The sequence below is a fragment of the Klebsiella sp. Q11 genome (assembly GCF_964241505.1).
In the GTDB taxonomy this organism is placed as follows: domain Bacteria; phylum Pseudomonadota; class Gammaproteobacteria; order Enterobacterales; family Enterobacteriaceae; genus Klebsiella; species Klebsiella michiganensis.
Map to the genome: position 1 here is coordinate 41,352 of NZ_CAXSXW010000021.1, position 21,812 is coordinate 63,163.

At 57.5% G+C, this 21,812-nt stretch carries 21 protein-coding genes and 1 tRNA gene; 9 read left to right on the top strand and 13 right to left on the bottom strand.

Annotated elements, in window-relative coordinates; all coding sequences use genetic code 11:
* Nucleotides 1-21 precede the first annotated feature (21 nt).
* The 6 genes from ACESQ2_RS26085 (at nucleotide 22) to ACESQ2_RS26110 (ending at nucleotide 7,971) form a co-directional block, all read left to right on the top strand.
* Nucleotides 22-1,359: an MFS transporter gene (locus ACESQ2_RS26085; RefSeq protein ID WP_286115491.1), complete on the top strand. Its 1,338-nt coding sequence runs from the start codon at nucleotides 22-24 to the stop codon at nucleotides 1,357-1,359.
* Nucleotides 1,360-1,372: 13 nt separating this feature from the next.
* Entirely contained in the window at nucleotides 1,373-2,251 is an 879-nt protein-coding gene (locus ACESQ2_RS26090; protein ID WP_046876698.1) for an SMP-30/gluconolactonase/LRE family protein, read from the top strand.
* Between the two features lie 76 nt (nucleotides 2,252-2,327).
* Nucleotides 2,328-3,698 carry an MFS transporter gene (locus tag ACESQ2_RS26095; protein ID WP_023321586.1) on the top strand — a complete coding sequence of 457 codons (1,371 nt, stop codon included), beginning with the start codon at nucleotides 2,328-2,330 and terminating at the stop codon, nucleotides 3,696-3,698.
* Nucleotides 3,699-3,711: 13 nt separating this feature from the next.
* Nucleotides 3,712-4,887 carry a glycerate kinase gene (locus ACESQ2_RS26100; protein WP_014226729.1) on the top strand — a complete coding sequence of 392 codons (1,176 nt, stop codon included), beginning with the start codon at nucleotides 3,712-3,714 and terminating at the stop codon, nucleotides 4,885-4,887.
* The gene (locus ACESQ2_RS26105; RefSeq protein ID WP_046876697.1) at nucleotides 4,884-6,041 is read left to right on the top strand and encodes a sugar diacid recognition domain-containing protein; all 1,158 of its coding nucleotides are present in this window, start codon (nucleotides 4,884-4,886) and stop codon (nucleotides 6,039-6,041) included. Before ACESQ2_RS26100 ends, ACESQ2_RS26105 begins: the two co-directional genes overlap by 4 nt.
* A gap of 280 nt (nucleotides 6,042-6,321) precedes the next feature.
* Nucleotides 6,322-7,971, top strand: a complete 1,650-nt coding sequence (locus tag ACESQ2_RS26110) for an OFA family MFS transporter (protein WP_014226731.1) — start codon at nucleotides 6,322-6,324, stop codon at nucleotides 7,969-7,971.
* Nucleotides 7,972-7,999: 28 nt separating this feature from the next.
* On the opposite strand, the gene ACESQ2_RS26115 is transcribed toward ACESQ2_RS26110, so the two are convergent.
* Nucleotides 8,000-8,530, bottom strand: coding sequence for an AAA family ATPase (locus tag ACESQ2_RS26115; protein ID WP_049070442.1), 531 nt, complete (start codon nucleotides 8,528-8,530; stop codon nucleotides 8,000-8,002).
* Between the two features lie 215 nt (nucleotides 8,531-8,745).
* Between ACESQ2_RS26115 and ACESQ2_RS26120 the strand changes: the two genes are divergently transcribed.
* Entirely contained in the window at nucleotides 8,746-10,014 is a 1,269-nt protein-coding gene (locus tag ACESQ2_RS26120) for an MFS transporter (protein WP_373171549.1), read from the top strand.
* 17 nt (nucleotides 10,015-10,031) lie between these two features.
* Here the strand turns inward: ACESQ2_RS26120 and arsC are convergent, their stop codons facing one another.
* The 5 genes from arsC to actS all read right to left on the bottom strand — a co-directional run bounded on the left by arsC (nucleotide 10,032) and on the right by actS (nucleotide 13,203).
* The gene (arsC, locus tag ACESQ2_RS26125; RefSeq protein ID WP_049070438.1) at nucleotides 10,032-10,457 is read right to left on the bottom strand and encodes a glutaredoxin-dependent arsenate reductase; all 426 of its coding nucleotides are present in this window, start codon (nucleotides 10,455-10,457) and stop codon (nucleotides 10,032-10,034) included.
* A 13-nt stretch (nucleotides 10,458-10,470) separates the two neighbouring features.
* Nucleotides 10,471-11,763, bottom strand: a complete 1,293-nt coding sequence (gene arsB / locus ACESQ2_RS26130; protein ID WP_373171550.1) for an arsenite efflux transporter membrane subunit ArsB — start codon at nucleotides 11,761-11,763, stop codon at nucleotides 10,471-10,473.
* A 52-nt stretch (nucleotides 11,764-11,815) separates the two neighbouring features.
* Nucleotides 11,816-12,166, bottom strand: a complete 351-nt coding sequence (locus ACESQ2_RS26135) for a transcriptional regulator (protein WP_265798067.1) — start codon at nucleotides 12,164-12,166, stop codon at nucleotides 11,816-11,818.
* Nucleotides 12,167-12,323: 157 nt separating this feature from the next.
* A tRNA-Gly gene (locus ACESQ2_RS26140) sits at nucleotides 12,324-12,397 on the bottom strand.
* 80 nt (nucleotides 12,398-12,477) lie between these two features.
* Nucleotides 12,478-13,203, bottom strand: a complete 726-nt coding sequence (gene actS, locus ACESQ2_RS26145) for an amidase activator ActS (protein WP_224260850.1) — start codon at nucleotides 13,201-13,203, stop codon at nucleotides 12,478-12,480.
* A 334-nt stretch (nucleotides 13,204-13,537) separates the two neighbouring features.
* On the opposite strand from actS, the gene idi reads away from it, so the two are divergent.
* Complete coding sequence (gene idi / locus ACESQ2_RS26150) at nucleotides 13,538-14,086, top strand: isopentenyl-diphosphate Delta-isomerase (RefSeq protein WP_046876665.1); 549 nt, start codon at nucleotides 13,538-13,540, stop codon at nucleotides 14,084-14,086.
* 105 nt (nucleotides 14,087-14,191) lie between these two features.
* Here idi and lysS read toward each other — a convergent pair whose 3' ends face one another.
* The 5 genes from lysS to xerD form a co-directional block, all read right to left on the bottom strand.
* A complete protein-coding gene (gene lysS / locus ACESQ2_RS26155) occupies nucleotides 14,192-15,709 on the bottom strand; it encodes a lysine--tRNA ligase (protein WP_014226789.1) in 1,518 nt (505 codons plus the stop codon).
* Between the two features lie 9 nt (nucleotides 15,710-15,718).
* A protein-coding gene (prfB, locus tag ACESQ2_RS26160) for a peptide chain release factor 2 (protein WP_100248296.1) occupies nucleotides 15,719-16,817 on the bottom strand; the annotation gives its coding sequence in 2 pieces (ribosomal slippage) (nucleotides 15,719-16,741 and nucleotides 16,743-16,817; 1,098 coding nt in all).
* Between the two features lie 85 nt (nucleotides 16,818-16,902).
* On the bottom strand, nucleotides 16,903-18,636 hold the full coding sequence (gene recJ / locus ACESQ2_RS26165) for a single-stranded-DNA-specific exonuclease RecJ (RefSeq protein ID WP_345911541.1): 1,734 nt from the start codon (nucleotides 18,634-18,636) through the stop codon (nucleotides 16,903-16,905).
* Between the two features lie 5 nt (nucleotides 18,637-18,641).
* A complete protein-coding gene (gene dsbC, locus ACESQ2_RS26170) occupies nucleotides 18,642-19,355 on the bottom strand; it encodes a bifunctional protein-disulfide isomerase/oxidoreductase DsbC (protein WP_103813948.1) in 714 nt (237 codons plus the stop codon).
* A 22-nt stretch (nucleotides 19,356-19,377) separates the two neighbouring features.
* On the bottom strand, nucleotides 19,378-20,274 hold the full coding sequence (gene xerD / locus ACESQ2_RS26175; RefSeq protein WP_004105555.1) for a site-specific tyrosine recombinase XerD: 897 nt from the start codon (nucleotides 20,272-20,274) through the stop codon (nucleotides 19,378-19,380).
* A gap of 121 nt (nucleotides 20,275-20,395) precedes the next feature.
* Here xerD and fldB point away from each other — a divergent pair, with 121 nt between their 5' ends.
* Nucleotides 20,396-20,917, top strand: coding sequence for a flavodoxin FldB (fldB, locus tag ACESQ2_RS26180; protein WP_014226792.1), 522 nt, complete (start codon nucleotides 20,396-20,398; stop codon nucleotides 20,915-20,917).
* An 8-nt stretch (nucleotides 20,918-20,925) separates the two neighbouring features.
* Here the strand turns inward: fldB and ACESQ2_RS26185 are convergent, their stop codons facing one another.
* The gene (locus tag ACESQ2_RS26185; RefSeq protein WP_004854060.1) at nucleotides 20,926-21,336 is read right to left on the bottom strand and encodes a protein YgfX; all 411 of its coding nucleotides are present in this window, start codon (nucleotides 21,334-21,336) and stop codon (nucleotides 20,926-20,928) included.
* On the bottom strand, nucleotides 21,317-21,583 hold the full coding sequence (sdhE, locus tag ACESQ2_RS26190; protein WP_004124953.1) for an FAD assembly factor SdhE: 267 nt from the start codon (nucleotides 21,581-21,583) through the stop codon (nucleotides 21,317-21,319). The genes ACESQ2_RS26185 and sdhE overlap by 20 nt, the downstream gene beginning before the upstream one ends.
* Nucleotides 21,584-21,812 lie beyond the last annotated feature (229 nt).

A 21,812-nucleotide genomic window follows, 5' to 3' on the forward strand; every position in this document is an offset into this window, starting at 1 on the left:
GAATACGGGGAAATAATAACCATGTCCGCAATAAATGAAAAGGCGGTAAACGGGGCGCAGCTACAGCGCACCCATAAAAAGATCTACCGCCATTTGATGCCGTTGCTTATCGTGGCGTACATCATCAGCTTTATTGATCGTACCAATATTGGCATGGCGAAAGCGACCATGTCGGTGGATATCGGCCTTTCCGCAACCGCATTCGGCCTCGGGGCCGGGTTGTTTTTTCTCACCTACGCGGTGCTGGAGATCCCCAGCAACCTGTTTTTAACCCGGATTGGCGCACGGCGCTGGATCGCCCGCATCATGATCACCTGGGGGATCATCTCCTGCGGCATGGCGTTTGTCACCGGGCCTACGTCCTTTTACGTGATGCGCCTTTTGCTCGGCGCCGCCGAAGCGGGGCTCTATCCGGGCATTATTTACTACCTGACCCTCTGGTTTGGCCGCGAAGAGCGCGCTAAAGCCACCGGCCTGTTCCTGCTGGGAGTCTGCCTGGCCAATATTATCGGCGCGCCGCTGGGCGGATTGTTATTAAGCCTTGATGGAATGTCCGGCTGGCACGGCTGGCAGTGGATGTTCTTTATCGAAGGGCTGCCCGCGATAGCGCTGGCTTTCGTCGTCTGGCGCAGACTGCCGGATAAACCGGCTGACGCCCGCTGGCTGGACAGCGACGACGTGCAGGCAATCAACGCGATACTGGAGAAAGAAGCCGAGGAGACGCGCCATACGCCGAGCCGTTTTTCCCTGAAAAGCGCGCTCACCACCCGGGTGTTTTTGTTGCTGGTGCTGATTTACTTTACTCACCAGTTTTCGGTTTACGGCCTGAGTTATTTCCTGCCGGGGATCATCGGTAGCTGGGGCCAGCTTACCCCGCTGCAGATCGGTCTGCTGACCGCCATCCCGTGGATCGCAGCCGCCGCTGGCGGGATCCTGCTGCCGCGTTTCGCCCGGACGGAGCAGCGTTCGCGCAGCATGCTGATGGCTGGATATCTGGTCATGGCGACCGGCATGGCCATTGGCGCAATTGCCGGTCACGGCGTGGCGCTGCTTGGCTTCTCGCTGGCCGCCTTCATGTTCTTCGCCATGCAATCCATCATCTTTAACTGGCTCCCCTCGATCATGAGCGGGCATATGCTGGCGGGCAGCTTCGGCCTGCTTAACTGCCTCGGGCTGTGCGGCGGCTTTCTCGGGCCGTTTATCCTCGGCGCGTTTGAGGACCGCACCGGCGCGGCAACGTCCGGCTTATGGTTCGCCGTCGCGCTACTGATCGTCGGCGCGCTGGTGTCTGTGTTCATCAAAAGTTCGTCATCCCCCGGCAGTGCATCGGCAAAACAAGCCGACGGCGAAAAAGCGTAATCAGGAGGTTCTTATGCGCATCGAAGTCTTACTGGATTTAAAAACTCGACTCGGTGAAAGCCCGGTCTGGGATGTCGAACAGCAGCGTCTTTGGTGGGTGGACAGCCTCGACGGGCGCCTGTTCGCCTGTAACGCGCAGGGCGGCGCGATTAAGAGCTGGGACGTGCGGCAGAAAATTGGCTCGTTCGCCCTGCGCCAGAACGGCGAAGGCGCGGTGGTGGCGCTACAGAATGGCGTGCATCTGCTCGACTTCGCCAGCGGTGAGCTGACGCTACTGCACCATCCGGAAGCGGACCGACCCTTTAACCGGCTCAACGACGGCAAAGTCGATCGTCAGGGACGTTTTCTGTTTGGATCGATGGATATGCGTGAAGAGGAGCCGAGCGGCGCGCTATATCGCCTGGACGCCGATCTGTCACTGCACGTGCTGAAGAAAAATATCATCGTCTCTAACGCCCCCTGCTGGAGCCCCTCCGGCGAGACGTTCTATTTTGCCGATACCTGGACAGGCGAAATCTGCGCCTGGGACTACAACACCGCGACCGGCGATCTCTCCGCAGAACGAGTCTTTTGCCGTGTCGATAGCAGCGAAGGCGGCGCGGCGGATGGCGCCACCGTGGACAGCGAAGGCTACCTGTGGAACGCGCTGGTCTACGCGGGCAAGCTGGTGCGCTACACGCCGGAGGGCAAGGTCGATCGCATCATTGAGATGCCGGTGAAAAAAGTGACCAGCGTCATGTTCGGCGGCGAAAACCTCGACGTGCTGTACGTCACCTCAATGGCGCAGCCGCCCCTCCCGCGCTTCCCGGAAGATAATCAGCTGCGCGGCAGCCTGTTCGCCCTATACGACCTGGGCGTGACCGGCGTAGCGGAACGGCGTTTTGCCGGCTAAGCCAACCTCCGGCTCGCCGCGATAACAATAATACCCGGCGAACTGACTCGGACCCTGACACCAGGCGGCGCGCATCATGCTGTCGCGACGCCGCGGAGTAAACACGACTATGACAACAATCAATCACACGCCTGCCGGCGAACAAGGTGGAAAAAAGCGGCTGATACATCGTTTCTCCTGGGTTTCGCTGCTGGTTTGCTGGCTAATCTGGGTGCTTAACGCCTACGATCGCGAGATGATCCTGCGCCTTGGCCCGGTCATCTCTAAAGAGTTTTCGCTCTCGCCGGAACAGTGGGGCAACGTCGTCGCCCTGATTATGGTTGCCCTTGCGGTGCTGGATATCCCCGGCTCCATCTGGAGCGATCGCTACGGTTCAGGCTGGAAGCGAGCGCGCTTTCAGGTACCGCTGGTGCTGGGCTATACCGCCCTCTCTTTTCTTTCCGGAATTAAAGCGATCAGCCACGGGCTGACGGCTTTTGTGCTGCTGCGCGTTGGCGTCAACCTCGGGGCCGGCTGGGGCGAGCCCGTCGGCGTCAGCAACACCGCAGAGTGGTGGCCGAAAGAGAAACGCGGCTTCGCGCTGGGGGTGCATCATACCGGCTATCCGATTGGCGCGCTGCTGAGCGGCGTGGTGGCAAGTCTGGTGCTTTCCGCATTTGGCGAAGGCAGCTGGCGCTACTGCTTCCTGCTGGCGCTGATCGTCGCCATCCCGCTGATGATTTTCTGGGCGAAATATTCCACCGCCGATCGCATCAACACGCTTTATCTGCATATCGATAGCCAGGGGATGACTCGCCCGGCGACCCAGGAAAGCAGCCATGTTGCCAAAGGCGAAGGGATGAAGACCTTTTTACGCACCCTGCGCAACCGCAATATTTCGCTAACGGCGGGCAATACCCTGCTGACGCAAATTGTCTATATGGGCATTAACGTTGTGCTGCCGCCGTACCTTTATCACGTCTCCGGCCTGTCGCTGGCGGCATCCGCCGGGCTAAGTATTATCTTCACGCTTACCGGTACCCTGGGCCAGATAATTTGGCCCTGGCTGTCCGATAGCTTTGGCCGTAAACGTACTCTGATCGTCTGCGGTCTGTGGATGAGTATCGGCATTGCGCTGTTCTATTTCGCCACCAATATGCCGCGCCTTATCGCCATTCAGCTATTTTTTGGCCTGGTGGCCAACGCCGTGTGGCCTATCTACTACGCCATGGCTTCGGACTCCGCCGAAGAACGCGCCACCTCTACCGCCAACGGCATTATCACCACGGCGATGTTTATCGGCGGCGGCATTTCGCCATTGCTTATGGGCTGGCTCATCCAGTTCGGTGGGGGATGGGAAAATCCGGCGGGTTATATCTACGCCTTCTTTACCATGGCGGGATGCGCGCTGCTGGGGATGTTATTGCAGCTCATGACCACCGATAAAACGCCGCGCAAAGCGCATTAACGCAGGAGAACGCATGAAGATTGTTATCGCGCTGGATTCGTTTAAGGGTAGCTGTAGCGCGCAGGCCGCTTGCGCAGCGGTAGCACAGGGGTTGCGCCGGGTTGACGAGGAGCTGGAGCTGGTCGAAATGCCCGTGTCGGACGGCGGAGAGGGGCTGCTCTCGGCCCTTGCGGAAAGTCCGCAGCTGAAGGGCGCGAGGTGGCAGCAGCAGCGTTGCGCCTCGCCTTACGGTCTCTCCGTACAGGCCGCGTTTCTGATCCTGCCCGGCGAACGGGCCATTATCGAGATGGCGCAAAGCTGTGGGCTGGAGCTCACGCCGAAAGCGCAGCGGGATGTGCGCCAGGCCAGCAGCTTTGGCCTGGGTGAGCAGGTAAAAGCGGCGCTGGATGCCGGGTGTCGGCGTTTGATTATCGGGCTGGGCGGCAGCGCGACCAACGATGGCGGCATCGGTTTTGCCCAGGCGCTTGGCGCCCGCTTCTGGCGCGAGGACGGCACGCTGCTGCCGGTTCCCGCGGCGGGCAAGGACCTAGCGCATATTCAGCGCATCGATTTAAGCGCCATGGACCCGCGCTTACGACAGGCCGAAATACAGGCCTCCTGCGACGTCACAAATCCTCTGCTTGGGGAAGATGGCGCCACCTGGGTGTATGGCGCGCAGAAAGGCGCGGATGAGGCGGCGCTCAGGGAGCTGGAGGCGGGTATGGCGCACTACAGTCGGCAGCTTACGCAAACGCTCGGCTACGACGTCAGCGAACGGCCCGGCGCCGGGGCCGCGGGCGGTATGGGGGCCGCGCTGATCGCCTATGCGGGCGCCACGCTGCGCCCGGGCATTGACCTGGTGCTCGAACTGCTTAACGCCGACCGTCATCTTAGCGATGCCGCACTGACCATCGTCGGGGAAGGCTGGCTCGATCGTCAGAGCGCCTTTGGTAAAGCCCCGGTGGGCGTGGCGGGCAAAGCGGCGCGCCACGGCGTACCGGTTGTGGCCCTTTGCGGCGGACGCGATGAAAGCAGTCGGCAATTGTATCAACACCATATTGACGCGATGTGGTCTATCTGCCAGCGCCCTATGCCGCTGGCGGAGTCGATGAACACATGCGAACAGCTCCTCGCCGACGCAGCGGAGAATGTTCTACGAACCTTTCTGAGCGGGCGGCGCGGAGAGGCACATAAGCGGATAACTGTATGATTATTACGACGGCGCTGGCTAATGAAATTGTCGCCCGGGCAATGGCGATAATTCATCATAACGTGAACGTGATTGACCATCATGGACAGATCATTGCCTCAGGTGAACGGCATCGTATCGGCGAGCAGCATGAGATCGCCCGTGAGGTGATACGCACCGGTAAACGCATTTGTATTAATAACACCGCGGAAGCCGCGCGTTTTCAGAATGTGCATCCCGGTATTAATCATCCCATTATCTATGACGATCGCGTGGTGATGGTGGTGGGCATCAGCGGCGATCCCGCGGCGATCAGCCGCTATGCTGAACTGGCGGTACTCACCGCCGAGCTGCTGGTCCGCCAGGCCATAGAGATGCGGGAAACCAACTGGCGACAGCGTCTGCGCGATACCCTGTTTGGTCAATATCTTGATCAAGGCGCTTCGCCCGCCGGACAGGAAGCGCTTCATCGCCTGGTGGAGCTTGGCTTCGCTTTTGATGCGCCGCTGGTGCCGGTCGTGGTAACCGTCCAGGTCGAACAGCACCAGCTAAGCGAAATACTGAGTACGCTGCTGCGGGAATTCTCGCAGCTGGCCGGGGTAAGAGACGTTATTTTGCTGGGCAGCAATGAAATATTGCTCCTCAATACGCTGAGCGAACCCCAGGAAACGCTGCTGCGGGGCATCGAGTTTGTCCTCAGCAATCAGATCAGCCATTACCATATCGGCATTGGCGTGCAGGCGGACAGCGCTCCGGATATTCGCGAGGCCATCCGATTCGCCCGTTCGGTGATTGAGGTGGGGAGCAAAGTGCAGCCGCAGCGGCAGATCTACTACTTTCGCGAAATGGCGATGCTCTGCCTGTTCCGGGTGCTGGAAGACAGCTATATGGTCAATTTTTTTATCAATAACGTACGCCAGCTGCTTGAGCATGATTCCGGCGAAGTGCTGCTGGATACCCTGAGCAGCTTTATTGCCAATAACGCCGAGCCGGGAAAAACGTCGCTGCTGTTGGGGATTCATCGCAATACGCTCACCTACCGGCTGCAGCAGATTAAAAAGCATATTCAGCTCGATCCGATGGTCTTCACCGACCTGACACAGCTGGCGGTGTCGGTACACTGCTATCGTCGGCAGAACCCGCGCCAGAGCGAATGGATTGATACCTTAAGCTAACGTGCGGCGGGCGAGCAGGCCGGTACGCGCCCTCGCCACCTGGCACCGCGTATCACTCTGAGATCGCCGTTTATCAAAATAATAGCGCGCCCGGCGATTTTATCGCGGGCGGTGCCTCCGTCGCCGATGGCGGGCTTTTCGCCTCAGCCGTTCGGCGAAGCTTGCTCGCTTCAGTCGCCATTTTTGTACACAATTTAATCAAATGGCACCGTTCTTGCCTTTTATCTACGTTCCCCGACCGCAGCATTCGTCGGCCAATATCGATAAAAAGGACAGGAAAATGGCGCAAATGAATGAAAACATCGCGACCGCACCGGTCTCTCCCCTCCGCGATTTTTTCGCGAAACCCCGTATCATCGCCAGGCCCGGCTTTAACCGCTGGCTGGTGCCACCGGCCGCGCTGGCGGTTCATCTCTGCATAGGTATGGCCTATGGATTTTCCGTTTACTGGCTGCCTATGTCGCAGCTCATAGGAGGAAGCGCGTCCTTGCAATGCCCCGCCACGATGTCGTTCTGGCAGCAGCTGTTTACCCGCGATTGCGACTGGAAAATCTCCATGCTGGGCTGGACCTACACGCTGTTTTTTGTTTTTCTCGGCTGTTCGGCGGCGCTGTGGGGCAGCTGGCTTGAGAAGGTTGGACCGCGGCTGGTGAGCTTTATTGCCACCTTGTGCTGGTGCGGCGGCCTGCTGCTATCCAGCGTCGCTATCTATTTCCATCAGCTATGGCTGCTGTGGCTGGGGGCCGGGGTCATCGGCGGAATCGGTCTCGGACTGGGCTATATTTCACCGGTTTCGACGCTGCTGCGCTGGTTTCCTGACAAGCGCGGAATGGCGGCCGGGATGGCGATTATGGGTTTTGGCGGGGGAGCGCTGGTGGGCGCGCCGCTGGCAAACGGTCTGATGAATTACTTCGCCGGGCCGGCCGGCAACGGGGTATGGCAAAGCATTCTGGCGCTGGCGGCGATTTATGCGCTGTTTATGCTCGCCGGTACCTTTGGCTATCGCCTGCCGCCCATGGGCTGGCATCCTTCGGGCGAGAAGGCGCAAAAAACGATCCGCAATAATCCCACGATCCAGGTGCACGTCCGCGTTGCCTGCCGCACTCCGCAGTTCTGGCTGCTGTGGATGGTGCTGTGGCTCAACGTCACCGCGGGAATCGGTATTCTCGGTATGGCTTCGCCGATGCTGCAGGAGATCTTTGCCGGCAAACTGCTGTCGCTCGATCTCAGCTGGCATGAGCTGAACGGCGAGCAGCTGAAACGCATTGCTACCATGGCCGCAGGATTTACCGGCCTGCTCAGCCTGTTTAACATCCTGGGACGTTTTTTCTGGGCATCGGTATCCGACCTGTGCGGGCGCAAAATGACCTTTGCGATCATTTTCTGCCTGGGCGCCGTGCTGTACGGCACATTGCCGCTGGTGAATCACGGCGGCTATATCGCGCTGTATGTCTGCGCGATGTGCATTATCATTTCGATGTACGGCGGAGGCTTTGCCAGTATTCCCGCCTATCTGGCCGACGTCTTTGGTTCACAAATGGTGGGCGCGATTCACGGGCGCCTGTTAACCGCCTGGTCGGCGGCGGGGATCAGCGGCCCGGTTCTGGTGAACTATCTGCGCGAGTATCAGCTAACGCACGGGGTCTCGCCCGAGCGCGTCTACGATATTACGCTGATGGTCCTGACCGGCCTGCTGGTGTTGGGTTTTATCTGTAATCAGCTGGTGCGTCCGCTGACGGAAGAGCATGCGATGACCGCGGAACAGCAGCAGCAGGCGAAAGGACTGTATACCATCAACAAGGATGCCCAGCTCACGTGGGAGCCCCGCCCGTCCACGCTGCTGTTAACCGTAAGCTGGCTGGCGGTGAGCGTGCCGCTGTTATGGGGCGTCGGTACCACCCTCCAGCAGGCCGTGAAATTCTTTATGTAGATTGTTGCCGCCGATGGCCCGGCGGCTTCTATGAACCTACCGGCGCGTGGCGGCCGCGTGACGCAATATGCTCAACGATCCGCTCTACCGCCTCTTCTGCGGTCAGCACCGAGGTATCCAGAGTCAGGCTGGCGGTGTGCCAGGGTTCGTAATCACGGGTGATGACCTTTTGCCAGTCCGGCAGGATATGGCCGCGAATGTCCGCTGCGCGGTTTTCCACGCGATACCGATGCTGCATTTGGTCGGAGCAGATCACTTCTATCTCCAGATAAGGCGCGGCATTCTCGTTCGCGACCGCTCTCCAGGCCTGGCGGGTAATGGCTATAGGGTTAACTGAGTCGGCAATCACCACGTTGCCCAGCCTGAGGTTATCCGCGGCAATGGCGTACGCCGCCAGATATCCGGCCGGTCCTATATCGTGCAGGGTGACGGTTTCGGCGCGGATCAGCGCCTGTTCAATTGAATCAATCCGTAACCAGACGGCCCCCAGCCTGGCGGCCAGCAGGCGAGCAATGGTTGATTTCCCGGTACCGGGCAGGCCGCCAAAGATCAGTAACATAGATATCCCGTTATTCAAGAACCTTTAATGAATGACAACTTCCGGACGTTGATGACAATAGAGCGCCGATCGCCTCACGTCCAGCGCTGATGCGCGCACGTGGTATAAGGCCCAAAAAACCACACAAACAACATGCTTATTTTATCTCCGTTTAGGGTCGGTTGAGTTGGTTTACAGATACTAAGATGCAGGATGGCAGATTCCCCGGAGCCCGCATGAATACCCCGCCACGGCGTTTAATCCAGTACGGCAGCGTCATGTTGTTTCCGCTGGCGATGATTATTTATGATTTTTCGGCTTACCTGACCACGGATCTTATTCAGCCAGGCATTATTCATATCATCAACGAGCTTCAGGCTGATGTCACCCTTGCTCCGGCATCGGTCAGCCTGTATATGGCTGGAGGCCTGGCGCTGCAGTGGCTGCTGGGCCCTCTGTCAGATCGTATCGGCCGCCGCCCCGTTCTGCTCACCGGTGCCCTGATTTTTGCTCTCTCCTGCCTGAGCATGCTGTTTGTCGCTTCGATCGCGCAATACTTCGTCGCCCGTTTTATCCAGGGAACAAGCATCTGCTTTATCTCAACCGTGGGCTATGTGTCGATTCAGGAAGCGTTTGGGGAAACCGATTCGATCAGAATCATGGCTGCGCTAACCTCTATCGTCCTGCTTGCGCCAGTTATCGGACCGCTGGCGGGCGCGGCGCTAATGACGGTGATGCACTGGAAACTGCTGTTTGCCATTATTGGCGCGCTGGGCCTGGTGGCCTGGGCCCTGCTGCTTTTTAAGATGCCGGAAACCGTTATCTCTCAGGGACGGGGATTTAAACCGGGGGAAGTGCTGGCTGATTTCATCGCGGCGTTTCGTCATCCCGTGGTGCTGACCGGTTCGCTGGCGGTGGCCTTTGGCAACGTGCCGATGATCACCTGGGTGGCGCTCTCTCCGGTGATTCTGATTGAACACGGCGGCCTGTCTCCTGCGGCATATGCCTGGACTCAGGTGCCGGTGTTCAGTGGGCTGATTATCGCCAGCGCGATCGTGGCGAACGTGGTAAAAAACCCAACTTCACCGCGCTTTATCTGGCGTACCGTTCCGATACAGCTGACCGGCCTGCTGATCCTGCTGGTCGGTAATCTTCTGTGGCCGCATGTCTGGTTCTGGTCGGTGCTGGGTACCAGCATTTATGCGCTGGGGATTGGGCTACTCTACCCGGTGCTGTTCCGCTTCACGCTCTTTTCCCATCATCTGCCAAAAGGTACCGTGTCCGCCACGCTGAATATTCTGGCCCTGAGCACGTTTGCCACTTCCATTGAGGCAACCCGTTGGATCTACTTCCATGCCGGAGGCAGAATCGCCTTCCACTGCGCGGCGCTGATGGCCGGTATCGCCGTGGTAATACTGGTTTCCCGGCTGCTGGAACTGCGTAAGCGGCATCAGGAGGCATCAACAGATAATCGTCACCTCCACGGCAATGTTCATAAAGAATGAGATCGCCCCGGATTTTTTTATTTCAGCCGTTTACCCGCGTCATCCACCACTTTCTCGCCATCTTCCTTAGCGAAAGCTCCTTGCTGAGCATCGGGAAGAATTTCCAGAACAACTTCAGAAGGACGGCACAGACGCGTTCCCAACGCTGTCACCACAATCGGGCGGTTAATCAGGATCGGATGCTGCAGCATAAGGTCGATTAACTGGTCATCGGTAAATTTATCTTCCGCCAGCCCCAGCTCTTCATAAGGCTCAACATTTTTACGCAGCAGCGCCCGCACCGCGATCCCCATATCGGCAATGAGTTTGACCAGCTCATCGCGTGACGGTGGATTTTCAAGGTAATGAATAACGGTGGGTTCAGTACCGCTATTGCGGATCAACTCCAGCGTATTACGCGAGGTGCCGCAGGCCGGATTGTGATAAATGGTGACGTTGCTCATAGATAGCAGTATCTCATGACAAAGTGAAAGAGAGACGTAGCGCCAGCGCGGCCAGCGTTACAAACAGCACAGGCAGAGTCATGACGATCCCGGTGCGGAAATAGTAGCCCCAGGTGATGGTCATATTCTTCTGTGAAAGTACGTGCAGCCAGAGCAGCGTTGCCAGGCTACCGATTGGTGTAATTTTCGGGCCCAGATCGCAGCCAATTACGTTAGCGTAGATCATCGCCTCTTTAATAACGCCGGTTGCGGTGCTTCCATCAATAGAGAGCGCACCAACCAGCACGGAAGGCATGTTGTTCATGATGGAAGACAGGAAAGCCATCAGGAAGCCAGTACCCAGCGTCGCGGCCCAGAGTCCTTTATCCGCCAGCACGTTCAGCACCCCTGAAAGGTATTCGGTTAGCCCGGCGTTGCGCAGACCATATACCACCAGATACATTCCCAGCGAGAAAATCACGATCTGCCAGGGCGCACCGCGTAACACTTTGCCGGTGTTAATGGCATGGCCTCGTTTCGCCACGGTAAACAGTATTACCGCCCCTACCGCGGCAATCGCGCTGACCGGAATGCCAGGCGGCTCGAGGACGAAGAAACCTACCAGCAGCAGAATCAATACTATCCAGCCGGTGCGGAACGTAGCCGGATCTTTAATTGCGTTTGCCGGTGATTTAAGCAGGACCAGATCGTAGGCCGGCGGAATATCTTTGCGAAAGAACAGGTGCAGCATCACTAGCGTGGCGCCAATGGCGGCAATATCGACCGGCACCATTACCGACGCATATTCGGTGAATCCCAGCCCAAAGAAATCCGCCGAGACGATATTCACCAGATTCGACACAATAAGCGGCAGGCTGGCAGTATCGGCAATAAACCCGGCAGCCATCACGAAGGCCAGCGTCGTACTCTTGCTGAATCCTAGTGCCAGCAGCATGGCAATCACGATGGGCGTCAATATTAATGCCGCACCATCGTTGGCAAACAACGCCGCCACCGCCGCGCCGAGCAGAACGATATACGTAAACAGCAAACGGCCACGACCGTTTCCCCAACGAGATACGTGCAGCGCAGCCCATTCAAAAAAGCCGGACTCATCGAGCAGCAGGCTGATAATAATCACCGCAATAAAGGTCGCCGTCGCGTTCCAGACAATATTCCACACCACCGGAATATCACCTACATGTACGACGCCAGCAATCAAAGCCAGTACCGCGCCCAGCGTCGCACTCCAGCCGATGCCTAACCCCTTCGGCTGCCAGATAACCAGAACAATGGTCAGGACAAAAATAGCACCTGCCAGTAGCATACCCCCTCCCTGAAAATCACATTCGAAAAAACATATATGTTACGGCAAATTTTTAAAGGCAGAACGCTTTACCGCTTCCAGAACAGTTTGCTGATGCCAGCTTGCGGGCGATGGCCTGTACGATCTCCTGCTGGCTTAACCAGGCCTGCTTTATTACCTGTGCCGCCCATGCAGGCATATGCGGTGATAAGCGATAGTGTACCCACTTACCCTGCTTGCGATCCAGCAACAATCCGCTTTCCCGCAGCATAGCCAGGTGACGGGAGATCTTAGGCTGCGACTGATCCAACGCCGTGCAGAGATCGCACACGCAAAGCTCCCCCATCTCTTTAAGCAGTAGCACAATACCCAGACGGGTTTCATCGGACAGATTTTTGAAAAGCTGTAAGGGTGTTAATGACATCATTCCTCCCAATCGTCGACGGACAGGATACTCTACAGAGATATAAGTTCAACAACACATATGAAAAATCACATATATTAAGTAACAAAAAAAGAGACAAGTATGCCTGGCGGGTTAACCAGATCAATTTATAGGGGAAGAAAAGAGTTCAGAAGTCTGGAGCGGGCGAAGGGAATCGAACCCTCGTATAGAGCTTGGGAAGCTCTCGTTCTACCATTGAACTACGCCCGCGAAGAGGTGCGAGGGCCATTATAGACCTTACGCACCCGCTGACAAGCCCAAACCAGGCTAAATGCCGATAAAATAACCTTTTAGCACCTAGGCTTACTGCCCTGCGGCGGCAAATAGCGCAGCGGGTCGATCGCCGTCGCCCGGTAGCGAATCTGGAAGTGCAGGCGCACGGAATCCGCGTCCGAGCTGCCCATGGTAGCAATCTGCTGGCCAATCTTCACGCTCTGGCCGTTATTCACCATTAGCTTGTCGTTGTGCGCGTAGGCGCTGATATAGTCCTCATTATGCTTAATCATAATCAGGTTGCCGTAGCCGCGCAGCTGGTTGCCCACGTAGACCACTTTGCCCGCCCCTGCCGCATACACCGGCTGGCCGCGCTTACCGGCGATATCGATACCTTTATTGCCGCCATCGCTGGTGGAGTATGGCAGCACTACTTTACCGCTGGTTGGCCAGCGCCAGCAGCGTTGCCCGACCGGTGGCCAGGAGGATTGCGGCACCGCCGAAGATGGCGTCACGGCGGCGGTACGTTTCGCTGACGATGTCTTGCCGGATGCCCCCGCCTTCGCCGTGGTCCCGGAACCGCTGTTCAGCTTCAGCTTTTGCCCGACTTCGATGGTATAAGGAGGTGAAATATTATTGAGACGGGCGAGATCCCTGACGCTGGTGCCAGTGGAGCGTGAAATAGCGTACAGCGTATCGCCGCGCTTCACGGTATAGGTGGAACCGGAATCGGATGAGCTGGAACACCCCGCGACGATCAGGCTGCTCAGCAACATTATTGCGATAACAAAGCGTTTTCTCATCAGGCGTCCTGCGCTTAACACAAACATTCACCTCAAAACCAGGGGCGATTATCATACCAGTCCCTAAGGCATTCCCCAATCGCTACCCGTCATACAGAAGTATTAAAGGCCTGCTAAACGGCTGAACATCTTCACTCTCCCGGCAGTCGCGGTGCGTCCAGGTTAAGCCGCTCGTGATTCAATTAGCCCCCTGCCGGCACCTCTGCAATATCACGCTCTCCCGGAGGCCAACATGTTTTGGTAATGCCTTTGTCCCATTTATGGGCTACCCTAGTGGCCTGAGTACATGACCCGGCGGGTTTGTGCCGGGTCATTTTTTATTTCAGGAGTTGTCATGGCCGGGGAACATGTCATTTTGCTGGACGAGCAAGATAAGCCTACAGGTATGCTGGAGAAGTATGCCGCCCACACCCTCGATACCCCTTTGCATCTCGCGTTTTCCTGCTGGCTGTTCAATGAACAAGGTCAGCTGCTGGTCACGCGCCGTTCGCTGGGCAAAAAAGCCTGGCCAGGCGTATGGACGAATTCAGTCTGCGGGCATCCGCAAACCGGCGAAACCTTCGAACAGGCCGTTGAGCGCCGCTGCCGCTTTGAGCTCGGCGTTGAGATTACCCGCATCGCCCCGGTCTTCCCGGGATTCCGCTATCGGGCCGTTGCTCCGAATGGCATTGTCGAAAACGAGGTCTGCCCGGTCTATGCGGCACGAGTAGCCAGCGCGTTACGGATAAATCCTGACGAAGTGATGGATTTTCAGTGGAGCAATCTTGCGGATGTGTTAAGCGCAATTCGCGCGACGCCCTGGGCTTTTAGCCCGTGGATGGTCATGCAGGCTGCGGATGATAATGCGCGTAATGCCTTAATAAGCTTTAGCCGCCAGGCATAAAAAACCCCAGCCTGCTGGGGTTTGGTTTATTACAGTCTACCCGCCATACTTCAGGTTGCATGTGCGTTGGCTTTCATGCAACTCGAATGATTCAGGGTTCAGAACTTATTTTACCGGACGCATCGCCGGGAACAGGATCACGTCGCGGATGGTGTGGCTGTTGGTAAACAGCATCACCATACGGTCGATACCGATACCCAGGCCCGCGGTCGGCGGCAGGCCGTGCTCCAGCGCGGTAACGTAGTCTTCGTCATAGAACATCGCTTCGTCGTCACCGGCGGCTTTCGCGTTAACCTGATCGAGGAAACGCTGCGCCTGGTCTTCCGCATCGTTCAGCTCGCTAAAGCCGTTACCGATTTCACGCCCGCCGATGAAGAATTCAAAGCGGTCGGTGATTTCCGGGTTCTCGTCGTTACGACGCGCCAGCGGAGAGACTTCTGCCGGATATTCGGTAATGAAGGTCGGCTGAATCAGGTGCGCTTCCGCCACTTCTTCGAAGATCTCGGTCACGATGCGGCCCAGACCCCAGCTCTTCTCAACGTGGATACCGATGCTTTCCGCAATGGCTTTTGCAGAATCGAAGTTATCCAGATCGGCCATCTCGGTTTCCGGACGATACTTCTTGATCGCTTCGCGCATGGTCAGCTTTTCAAACGGCTTGCCGAAATCAAAAGTCTGATCGCCGTAAGGCACTTCAGTATGGCCGAGAACGTCCTGCGCCAGAGTGCGGAACAGGGATTCGGTCAGCTCAATCAGATCTTTGTAATCCGCATACGCCATATAGAGTTCCATCATGGTGAACTCAGGGTTGTGGCGAACGGAGATACCTTCGTTACGGAAGTTACGGTTGATTTCGAACACGCGCTCAAAGCCGCCAACCACCAGACGCTTCAGGTACAGTTCCGGCGCGATACGCAGGTACATGTCCAGATCCAGCGCGTTGTGATGGGTGATGAACGGACGCGCGGACGCGCCGCCGGGGATCACCTGCATCATCGGGGTTTCAACTTCCATAAAGCCGCGGCCGACCATGAACTGGCGAATGCCGGCCAGGATCTGCGAACGCACTTTAAAGGTGTTGCGCGATTCATCGTTGGAGATCAGGTCCAGGTAGCGCTGACGATAGCGCGCTTCCTGATCCTGCAGGCCGTGGAATTTGTCCGGCAGCGGGCGCAGGGCTTTGGTCAGCAGACGCAGCTCGGTGCAGTGAATAGAGAGCTCGCCGGTCTTGGTTTTGAACAGCTTACCGCGCGCCGCGATGATATCGCCGAGGTCCCACTTTTTGAACTGCTCGTTATAGACGCCTTCCGCCAGATCGTCGCGGGCGACGTACAGCTGAATGCGGCCGCCAACGTCCTGCAGCGTAACGAAGGAGGCTTTACCCATGATACGACGGGTCATCATGCGGCCAGCGACGGCGACTTCAACGTTCAGCGCTTCCAGCTCTTCGTTTTCTTTGCCATCGAAGTCAGCGTGCAGAAGGTCTGAGGTGTGGTCACGACGGAAATCATTCGGGAACGGGATACCCTGCTCACGCAGCGCGGCCAGCTTCTCACGACGGGCTTTCAGTTCATTATTAAGGTCAATTGCCGCGTCAGCGCCCTGTGCTTGTTGTTCAGACATGTTGGTTCCTCATAACCCTGCTTTCAAACTTGCTTCGATAAATTGATCCAGGCTGCCGTCCAGCACCGCCTGAGTGTTGCGGGTTTCCACCCCGGTGCGCAGATCTTTAATGCGGGAGTCATCCAGCACGTAAGAACGGATCTGGCTGCCCCAGCCGATGTCGGATTTGGTATCTTCCATCGCCTGCTTCTCGGCATTTTTCTTCTGCATTTCCAGCTCATAAAGCTTCGCTTTCATCTGCTTCATGGCCTGGTCTTTGTTCTTGTGCTGTGAACGGTCGTTCTGGCACTGGGTCACTAAGCCGGTCGGAATGTGGGTAATACGCACCGCGGATTCCGTACGGTTAACGTGCTGACCGCCCGCGCCGGATGCGCGATAAACGTCAATGCGCAGATCCGCCGGGTTGATGTCGATATCAATATCGTCATCCACTTCCGGATAAACGAACGCGGAGCTGAAAGAGGTGTGGCGGCGGCCGCCGGAATCGAACGGGCTCTTACGCACCAGGCGATGAACGCCGGTTTCGGTACGCAGCCAGCCGTAGGCGTAGTCGCCGATAATCTTGATGGTCACGGACTTAATGCCCGCCACTTCGCCTTCAGACTCTTCGATGATCTCGGTCTTGAAGCCGCGCGCTTCGGCCCAGCGCAGATACATGCGCATCAGCATGCTGGCCCAGTCCTGCGCTTCCGTTCCGCCGGAACCGGCCTGGATATCGAGGTAGCAATCGGCGCTGTCGTATTCACCGGAGAACATCCGGCGGAATTCCAGCTGCGCCAGCTTCTCTTCCAGCACATCGAGCTCGGCGACGGCTTCGTTGAAGGTCTCTTCGTCTTCGGCTTCAACGGCCAGCTCCAGCAGGCCGGAAACGTCCTCCAGCCCCTGAGACATCTGATCCAGCGTATCAACGATGGCTTCCAGCGAGGAACGCTCTTTACCCAGCGCCTGCGCGCGCTCTGGTTCGTTCCAGACGTCAGGCTGCTCCAGCTCGGCGTTTACTTCTTCGAGACGCTCTTTCTTAGCATCGTAGTCAAAGATACCCCCTAAGAACGTCCGAGCGCTCCGTGAGGTCCTGAATACGGTTTTTTACCGGATTTATTTCAAACATGGTCGGTTTCTTTTAATGGATTCGTCAAAATGCGGTGATAAGAGCGGAATTCTACCGGATTCGCGCCCTCATTAATATACTGTTCTCAATTTGGCCAGAGGTGGTCAATGATCAGCTGCAGGCTGCGGTTGCCGCGGAACTCATTGATATCAAGCTTATAGGCAAGCTGAACTTCGCGAACGCCGTTATCCGGCCAAAGGGAAGTATCAACATTGAACGCGATACCGTCCAGCAGCGGGCCGCCGCCGACCGGCTCAACCATCACCTTCAGATGACGCTCGCCGACCAGGCGCTGCTGTAGCAGACGGAAACGGCCGTCAAACAGCGGCTCCGGGAACATCTGCCCCCACGGTCCGGCGTCGCGCAGCATCTGCGCGACCTCCATGCTCATCTCTGCCGCCGCCAGCGGACCGTCGGAGACCACTTCCCCCTGCAGCAGCGCAGGATCGAGCCACTCGGTCACCAGCTCGCCGAAGCGCTGCTGGAACTCTTCAAAGCGCGCCTCTTCCAGCGATAGCCCCGCCGCCATGGCATGGCCGCCAAACTTCAGAATCAGCCCGGGATAGAGCGTATCCAGACGCTCCAGCGCATCGCGCATATGCAGCCCCTGAATCGACCGACCTGAGCCTTTGAGCGTACCGTCGCCGGTGGGCGCAAAGGCGATAACCGGACGATGGAAACGCTCTTTGATACGCGAGGCCAGAATGCCAACGACGCCCTGGTGCCACTGCGGATGGTACATCGCCAGGCCGCCGGGCAGCGTCTCACCGCTGCGCTCCAGCTTCTCACACAGGGTCAGGGCTTCCGCCTGCATCCCCTGCTCTATCTCTTTGCGCGTCTGGTTCAACGCGTCCAGCTCATTGGCCAGCACCCGCGCTTCGCCGGTGTTGTCGCACAGCAGCAGCGCCACGCCGACGGACATATCGTCCAGCCGCCCAGCCGCGTTAAGCCGCGGACCGAGCGCGAAGCCGAGATCGCTTGCCGCCAGCTTTTGCGGGTCGCGGTTGGCGATCTCCAGCAGCGCCTTAATGCCCGGACGGCATTTCCCCGCCCGGATGCGGCTCAGCCCCTGCCAGGTCAGAATACGGTTGTTGGCATCCAGCGGTACGACGTCCGCCACGGTGCCGAGCGCCACCAGGTCGAGGAGGTCAGCCAGATTCGGCGGCGCAATGCCGCGTTCCTCAAACCAGCCTTTATCGCGCAGAAAAGTGCGCAGCGCCAGCATCAGATAAAAGGCCACGCCCACCCCGGCCAGCGATTTCGACGGAAACTCACAGTCGCGCAGGTTCGGGTTAATAATCGCTTCCGCCGCGGGCAGCGAATCCCCCGGCAGGTGGTGATCGGTCACCAGCACCGGAATACCCAGCGCATGGGCGCGATCGACGCCAGCGTGCGAAGAAATACCGTTATCCACGGTCATAATCATCTGCGCGCCGCGGGCGTGAGCCTGATCGACCACTTCCGGGCTCAGGCCGTAGCCATCTTCAAAACGGTTTGGTACCAGGTACGAGACGTTGCCGTAGCCCAGCGCCCGCAGGGCCAGAACGCTCAGCGCGGTGCTGGTGGCGCCGTCGGCGTCAAAATCGCCGACCACCACAATATGCAGCCCCTGCTGAAATGCGCCGTAGAGCATCTCTACCGCTTTTTCGACGCCGGTCAGCTGCGACCACGGCAGCATGCCTTTCACGCCGCGCTCCAGCTCCTGCGCGTTACGCACGCCGCGGCTGGCGTACAGCCGCTGCAGCAGCGGTGGGAGATCGGCAGGTAAATCGACGCCGTCAGCCGCCTCGCGGCGGCGTAGTTGTATCTGTTGTTTCACGCGAATCAGTTACCGCTTGTCTGTTTTTGATGCTCATCAAGGAGCGCTTTCAGGTCTTTAGGATCGCGATAGCCGGGCATCAGCGTGCCGTCGCTCAGCACCATCGCCGGCGTGCCGTTAACGCCAAGCTGCACGCCCAGCATGTAGTGTTTAGCGATATCAACATCGCAGCTGGCCGGCTGCACGCCCTTACCGCTCATCGCGTCATCCAGCGCTTTGTTACGATCTTTAGCGCACCAGATAGCCTTCATATTCTGCTCGGCTTCGCTTTGCAGCCCCTGGCGCGGGAAGGCCAGATAGCGCACGGTAATACCCAGCGCGTTATAGTCGCTCATCTGCTCATGCAATTTATGGCAATAACCACAGGTAATATCGGTGAAGACGGTGATGACGTGTTTTTCCTGCGGCGCTTTATAGACGATCATCTCTTTTTCCAGCGCGTTCAGCTTACCGGCCAGCAGCGTATTGGTGACGTTTACCGGCTGCGCGCCGCTGACGTCGTACATCGGCCCCTGGATAATGTGCTTACCGTCATCGGTAACGTATATCACGCCGCTGTCCGTCAATACGGTGCTGATGCCTTTGATCGGCGAAGGTTGCACGTCCGAACTCTGCACGCCCAGCTTCGCCAGCAGGTGTTTGATCGCCGCGCTATCGGCATGCGCCGCACCGGATAAGGTGGTCGCCAGCAGAGTGAACATCAGTAAACCTTTTTTCATACTCAGTCCTTTTTTTCAGCACTCACGCACGCGGGTGATGCTGTTGATGGAGTTGTCGCAGACGCTCGGTCGCCACGTGGGTGTAGATCTGCGTCGTGGAGAGATCGCTGTGTCCTAACAGCATCTGCACCACGCGTAAGTCGGCGCCATGGTTAAGTAAATGCGTCGCGAACGCATGGCGTAACACGTGCGGGGAGAGCTTTTCGCTGTCAATCCCCGCCAGTACGGCATAGTGCTTAATTCGATGCCAGAACGTCTGGCGCGTCATCTGCTGCGCGCGCTGGCTGGGAAAAAGCACATCGGACGCCACGCCGTTCAGCAGCCAGGGGCGCCCGTATTCAAGGTAATTCTCAACCCACAGCACCGCCTCTTCACCCAGCGGTACCAGACGTTCTTTATTTCCTTTACCAATCACGCGCAGCACGCCCTGTCGCAGGCTAATGTCGCTCATGGTCAGGCCCACCAGCTCGGAAACGCGCAGACCGGTGGCATACAGCACTTCCAGCATCGCTTTATCGCGCAGCTCCAGCGGTTGTTCAACCAGCGGCGCCTGGAGCAGGCGTTCCACCTGCGCCTCGCTCAGATCCTTCGGCAGCCTCTGCGGCAGCTTTGGCGAGGCCAGCAGCGCGCTGGGATCGTCCGGGCGAATTTTCTCCCGGTAAAGATGCTGGAAGAAACGGCGCACGGCGCTTAACAGGCGCGCGGTGCTGGTGGCTTTATAGCCGCCGGTTTGCCGCTCCGCCAGCAGCGACTGGAGATCTTCGCCGCTGACGCTGGCAAGCGACAGGCCACGATGATGCAGCCATTCGACCACCATCGTCAGGTCCCGGCGGTAGGCGCTTAGCGTGTTCTCCGCCAGATTCCGCTCCAGCCATAAGGCATCAAGAAACTGCTCGATTTGTGCGAGATCCTGTTCCACTCTGGCCTCTTTGCTTATTAAAACGGCGCCATTATACCCTAAATAATTCGAGTTGCAGGCGGGCGCGGCCTTTCTGGTACACTAAGCGCAAAGTCACAGCAAGAATTGAGACGTTTCCGCGATGAACATAGGTCTTTTTTACGGTTCCAGCACCTGCTACACCGAAATGGCGGCGGAAAAAATCCGCGATATTATCGGCCCTGAACTGGTCACGCTGCACAACCTGAAAGATGATTCCCCTGCCCTGATGACGCAATACGATGTGCTGATCCTCGGCATTCCAACCTGGGATTTCGGCGAGATCCAGGAGGACTGGGAGGCAGTCTGGCAGCAGCTCGATACGCTGGATCTGCAGGGTAAAATCGTCGCGCTGTACGGCATGGGCGACCAGCTAGGCTACGGCGAATGGTTCCTTGATGCGCTCGGCATGCTGCACGATAAGCTGGCGACCAAAGGGGTTAAGTTTATCGGCTACTGGCCTACTGAAGGCTATGAATTCACCAGCCCGAAACCGGTCATTGCCGATGGGCAGCTGTTCGTTGGCCTGGCGCTTGATGAAACGAACCAGTACGACCTGAGCGATGAGCGCATTCAGAACTGGTGCGAGCAAATCCTCGGTGAAATGGCTGAGCAGTTCTCCTGAGTCCTTGCCTACTCTTGCGTCGGTTTTAGCAACACCAGCCGACGCAGGTCTCGCCATTCTCCCGCGTCCATGCTATCCGCCGCGACCCACAAATGCTGGGTTCGTTGGTTTTCCGTATTCCGCAGGCGCAGCAGCATTCCGCTGTTAATCACCCACGGGGTGCCGATGATATCCCACTCCGCCTTTTGCCAGCGCAGACGGGAGTCGATCAGCAGCTTGATTTCTCCCTGACGGGCATGGATCCGCCGCTGGCTGCGCACGCAGTCGAACACCACCAGCGACAGCAGTATCAGCCACAGCGGGGTATAGCTCAGCGGCCAGGGCATCAGCAGCACCAGCGCCGCCACCACGCCGTGCATCAGCAGCGAAAACCACTGCGCTCGCCACGAGATGCGTAAATCAGATTGCCACAGGACCACGTTCCCGATTCCGTGTCTGAATTAATTTTACCATCCGCTGCAGTTCTGCATCAGCCGGCTCGCCATGATTCATCAACCAGTTGAACAGATCCGGATCGTCGTTTTCCAGCAGGCGGATGAATAACGCTTTGTCGCCATCGCTGAGCGTGTCGTACTCATGCTCGAAAAACGGCATGATGGAGATATCGAGTTCACGCATACCTCGACGGCATGCCCAGTGGATGCGGGCTTTATTGTTAATGTCCATGTTTTACTTCCTGCTTATAAATATCTCTTAGTTTAACCCGTTTTCGGCGCTGACTTCACTGGAATATCAAGTTTCGCGAGCGCTATTCCATGAAAACCCTAAAATAATCAGGTCATTTATTATTTCGCTGGTTTCAGCGCCCCGTCTTTGAGGGCACGAATGGCCTGTCAAAAGCGCTTGCATTGCACCATAGCTCTTTTACCATTAGTCACACACTCTGCGTTAAGCT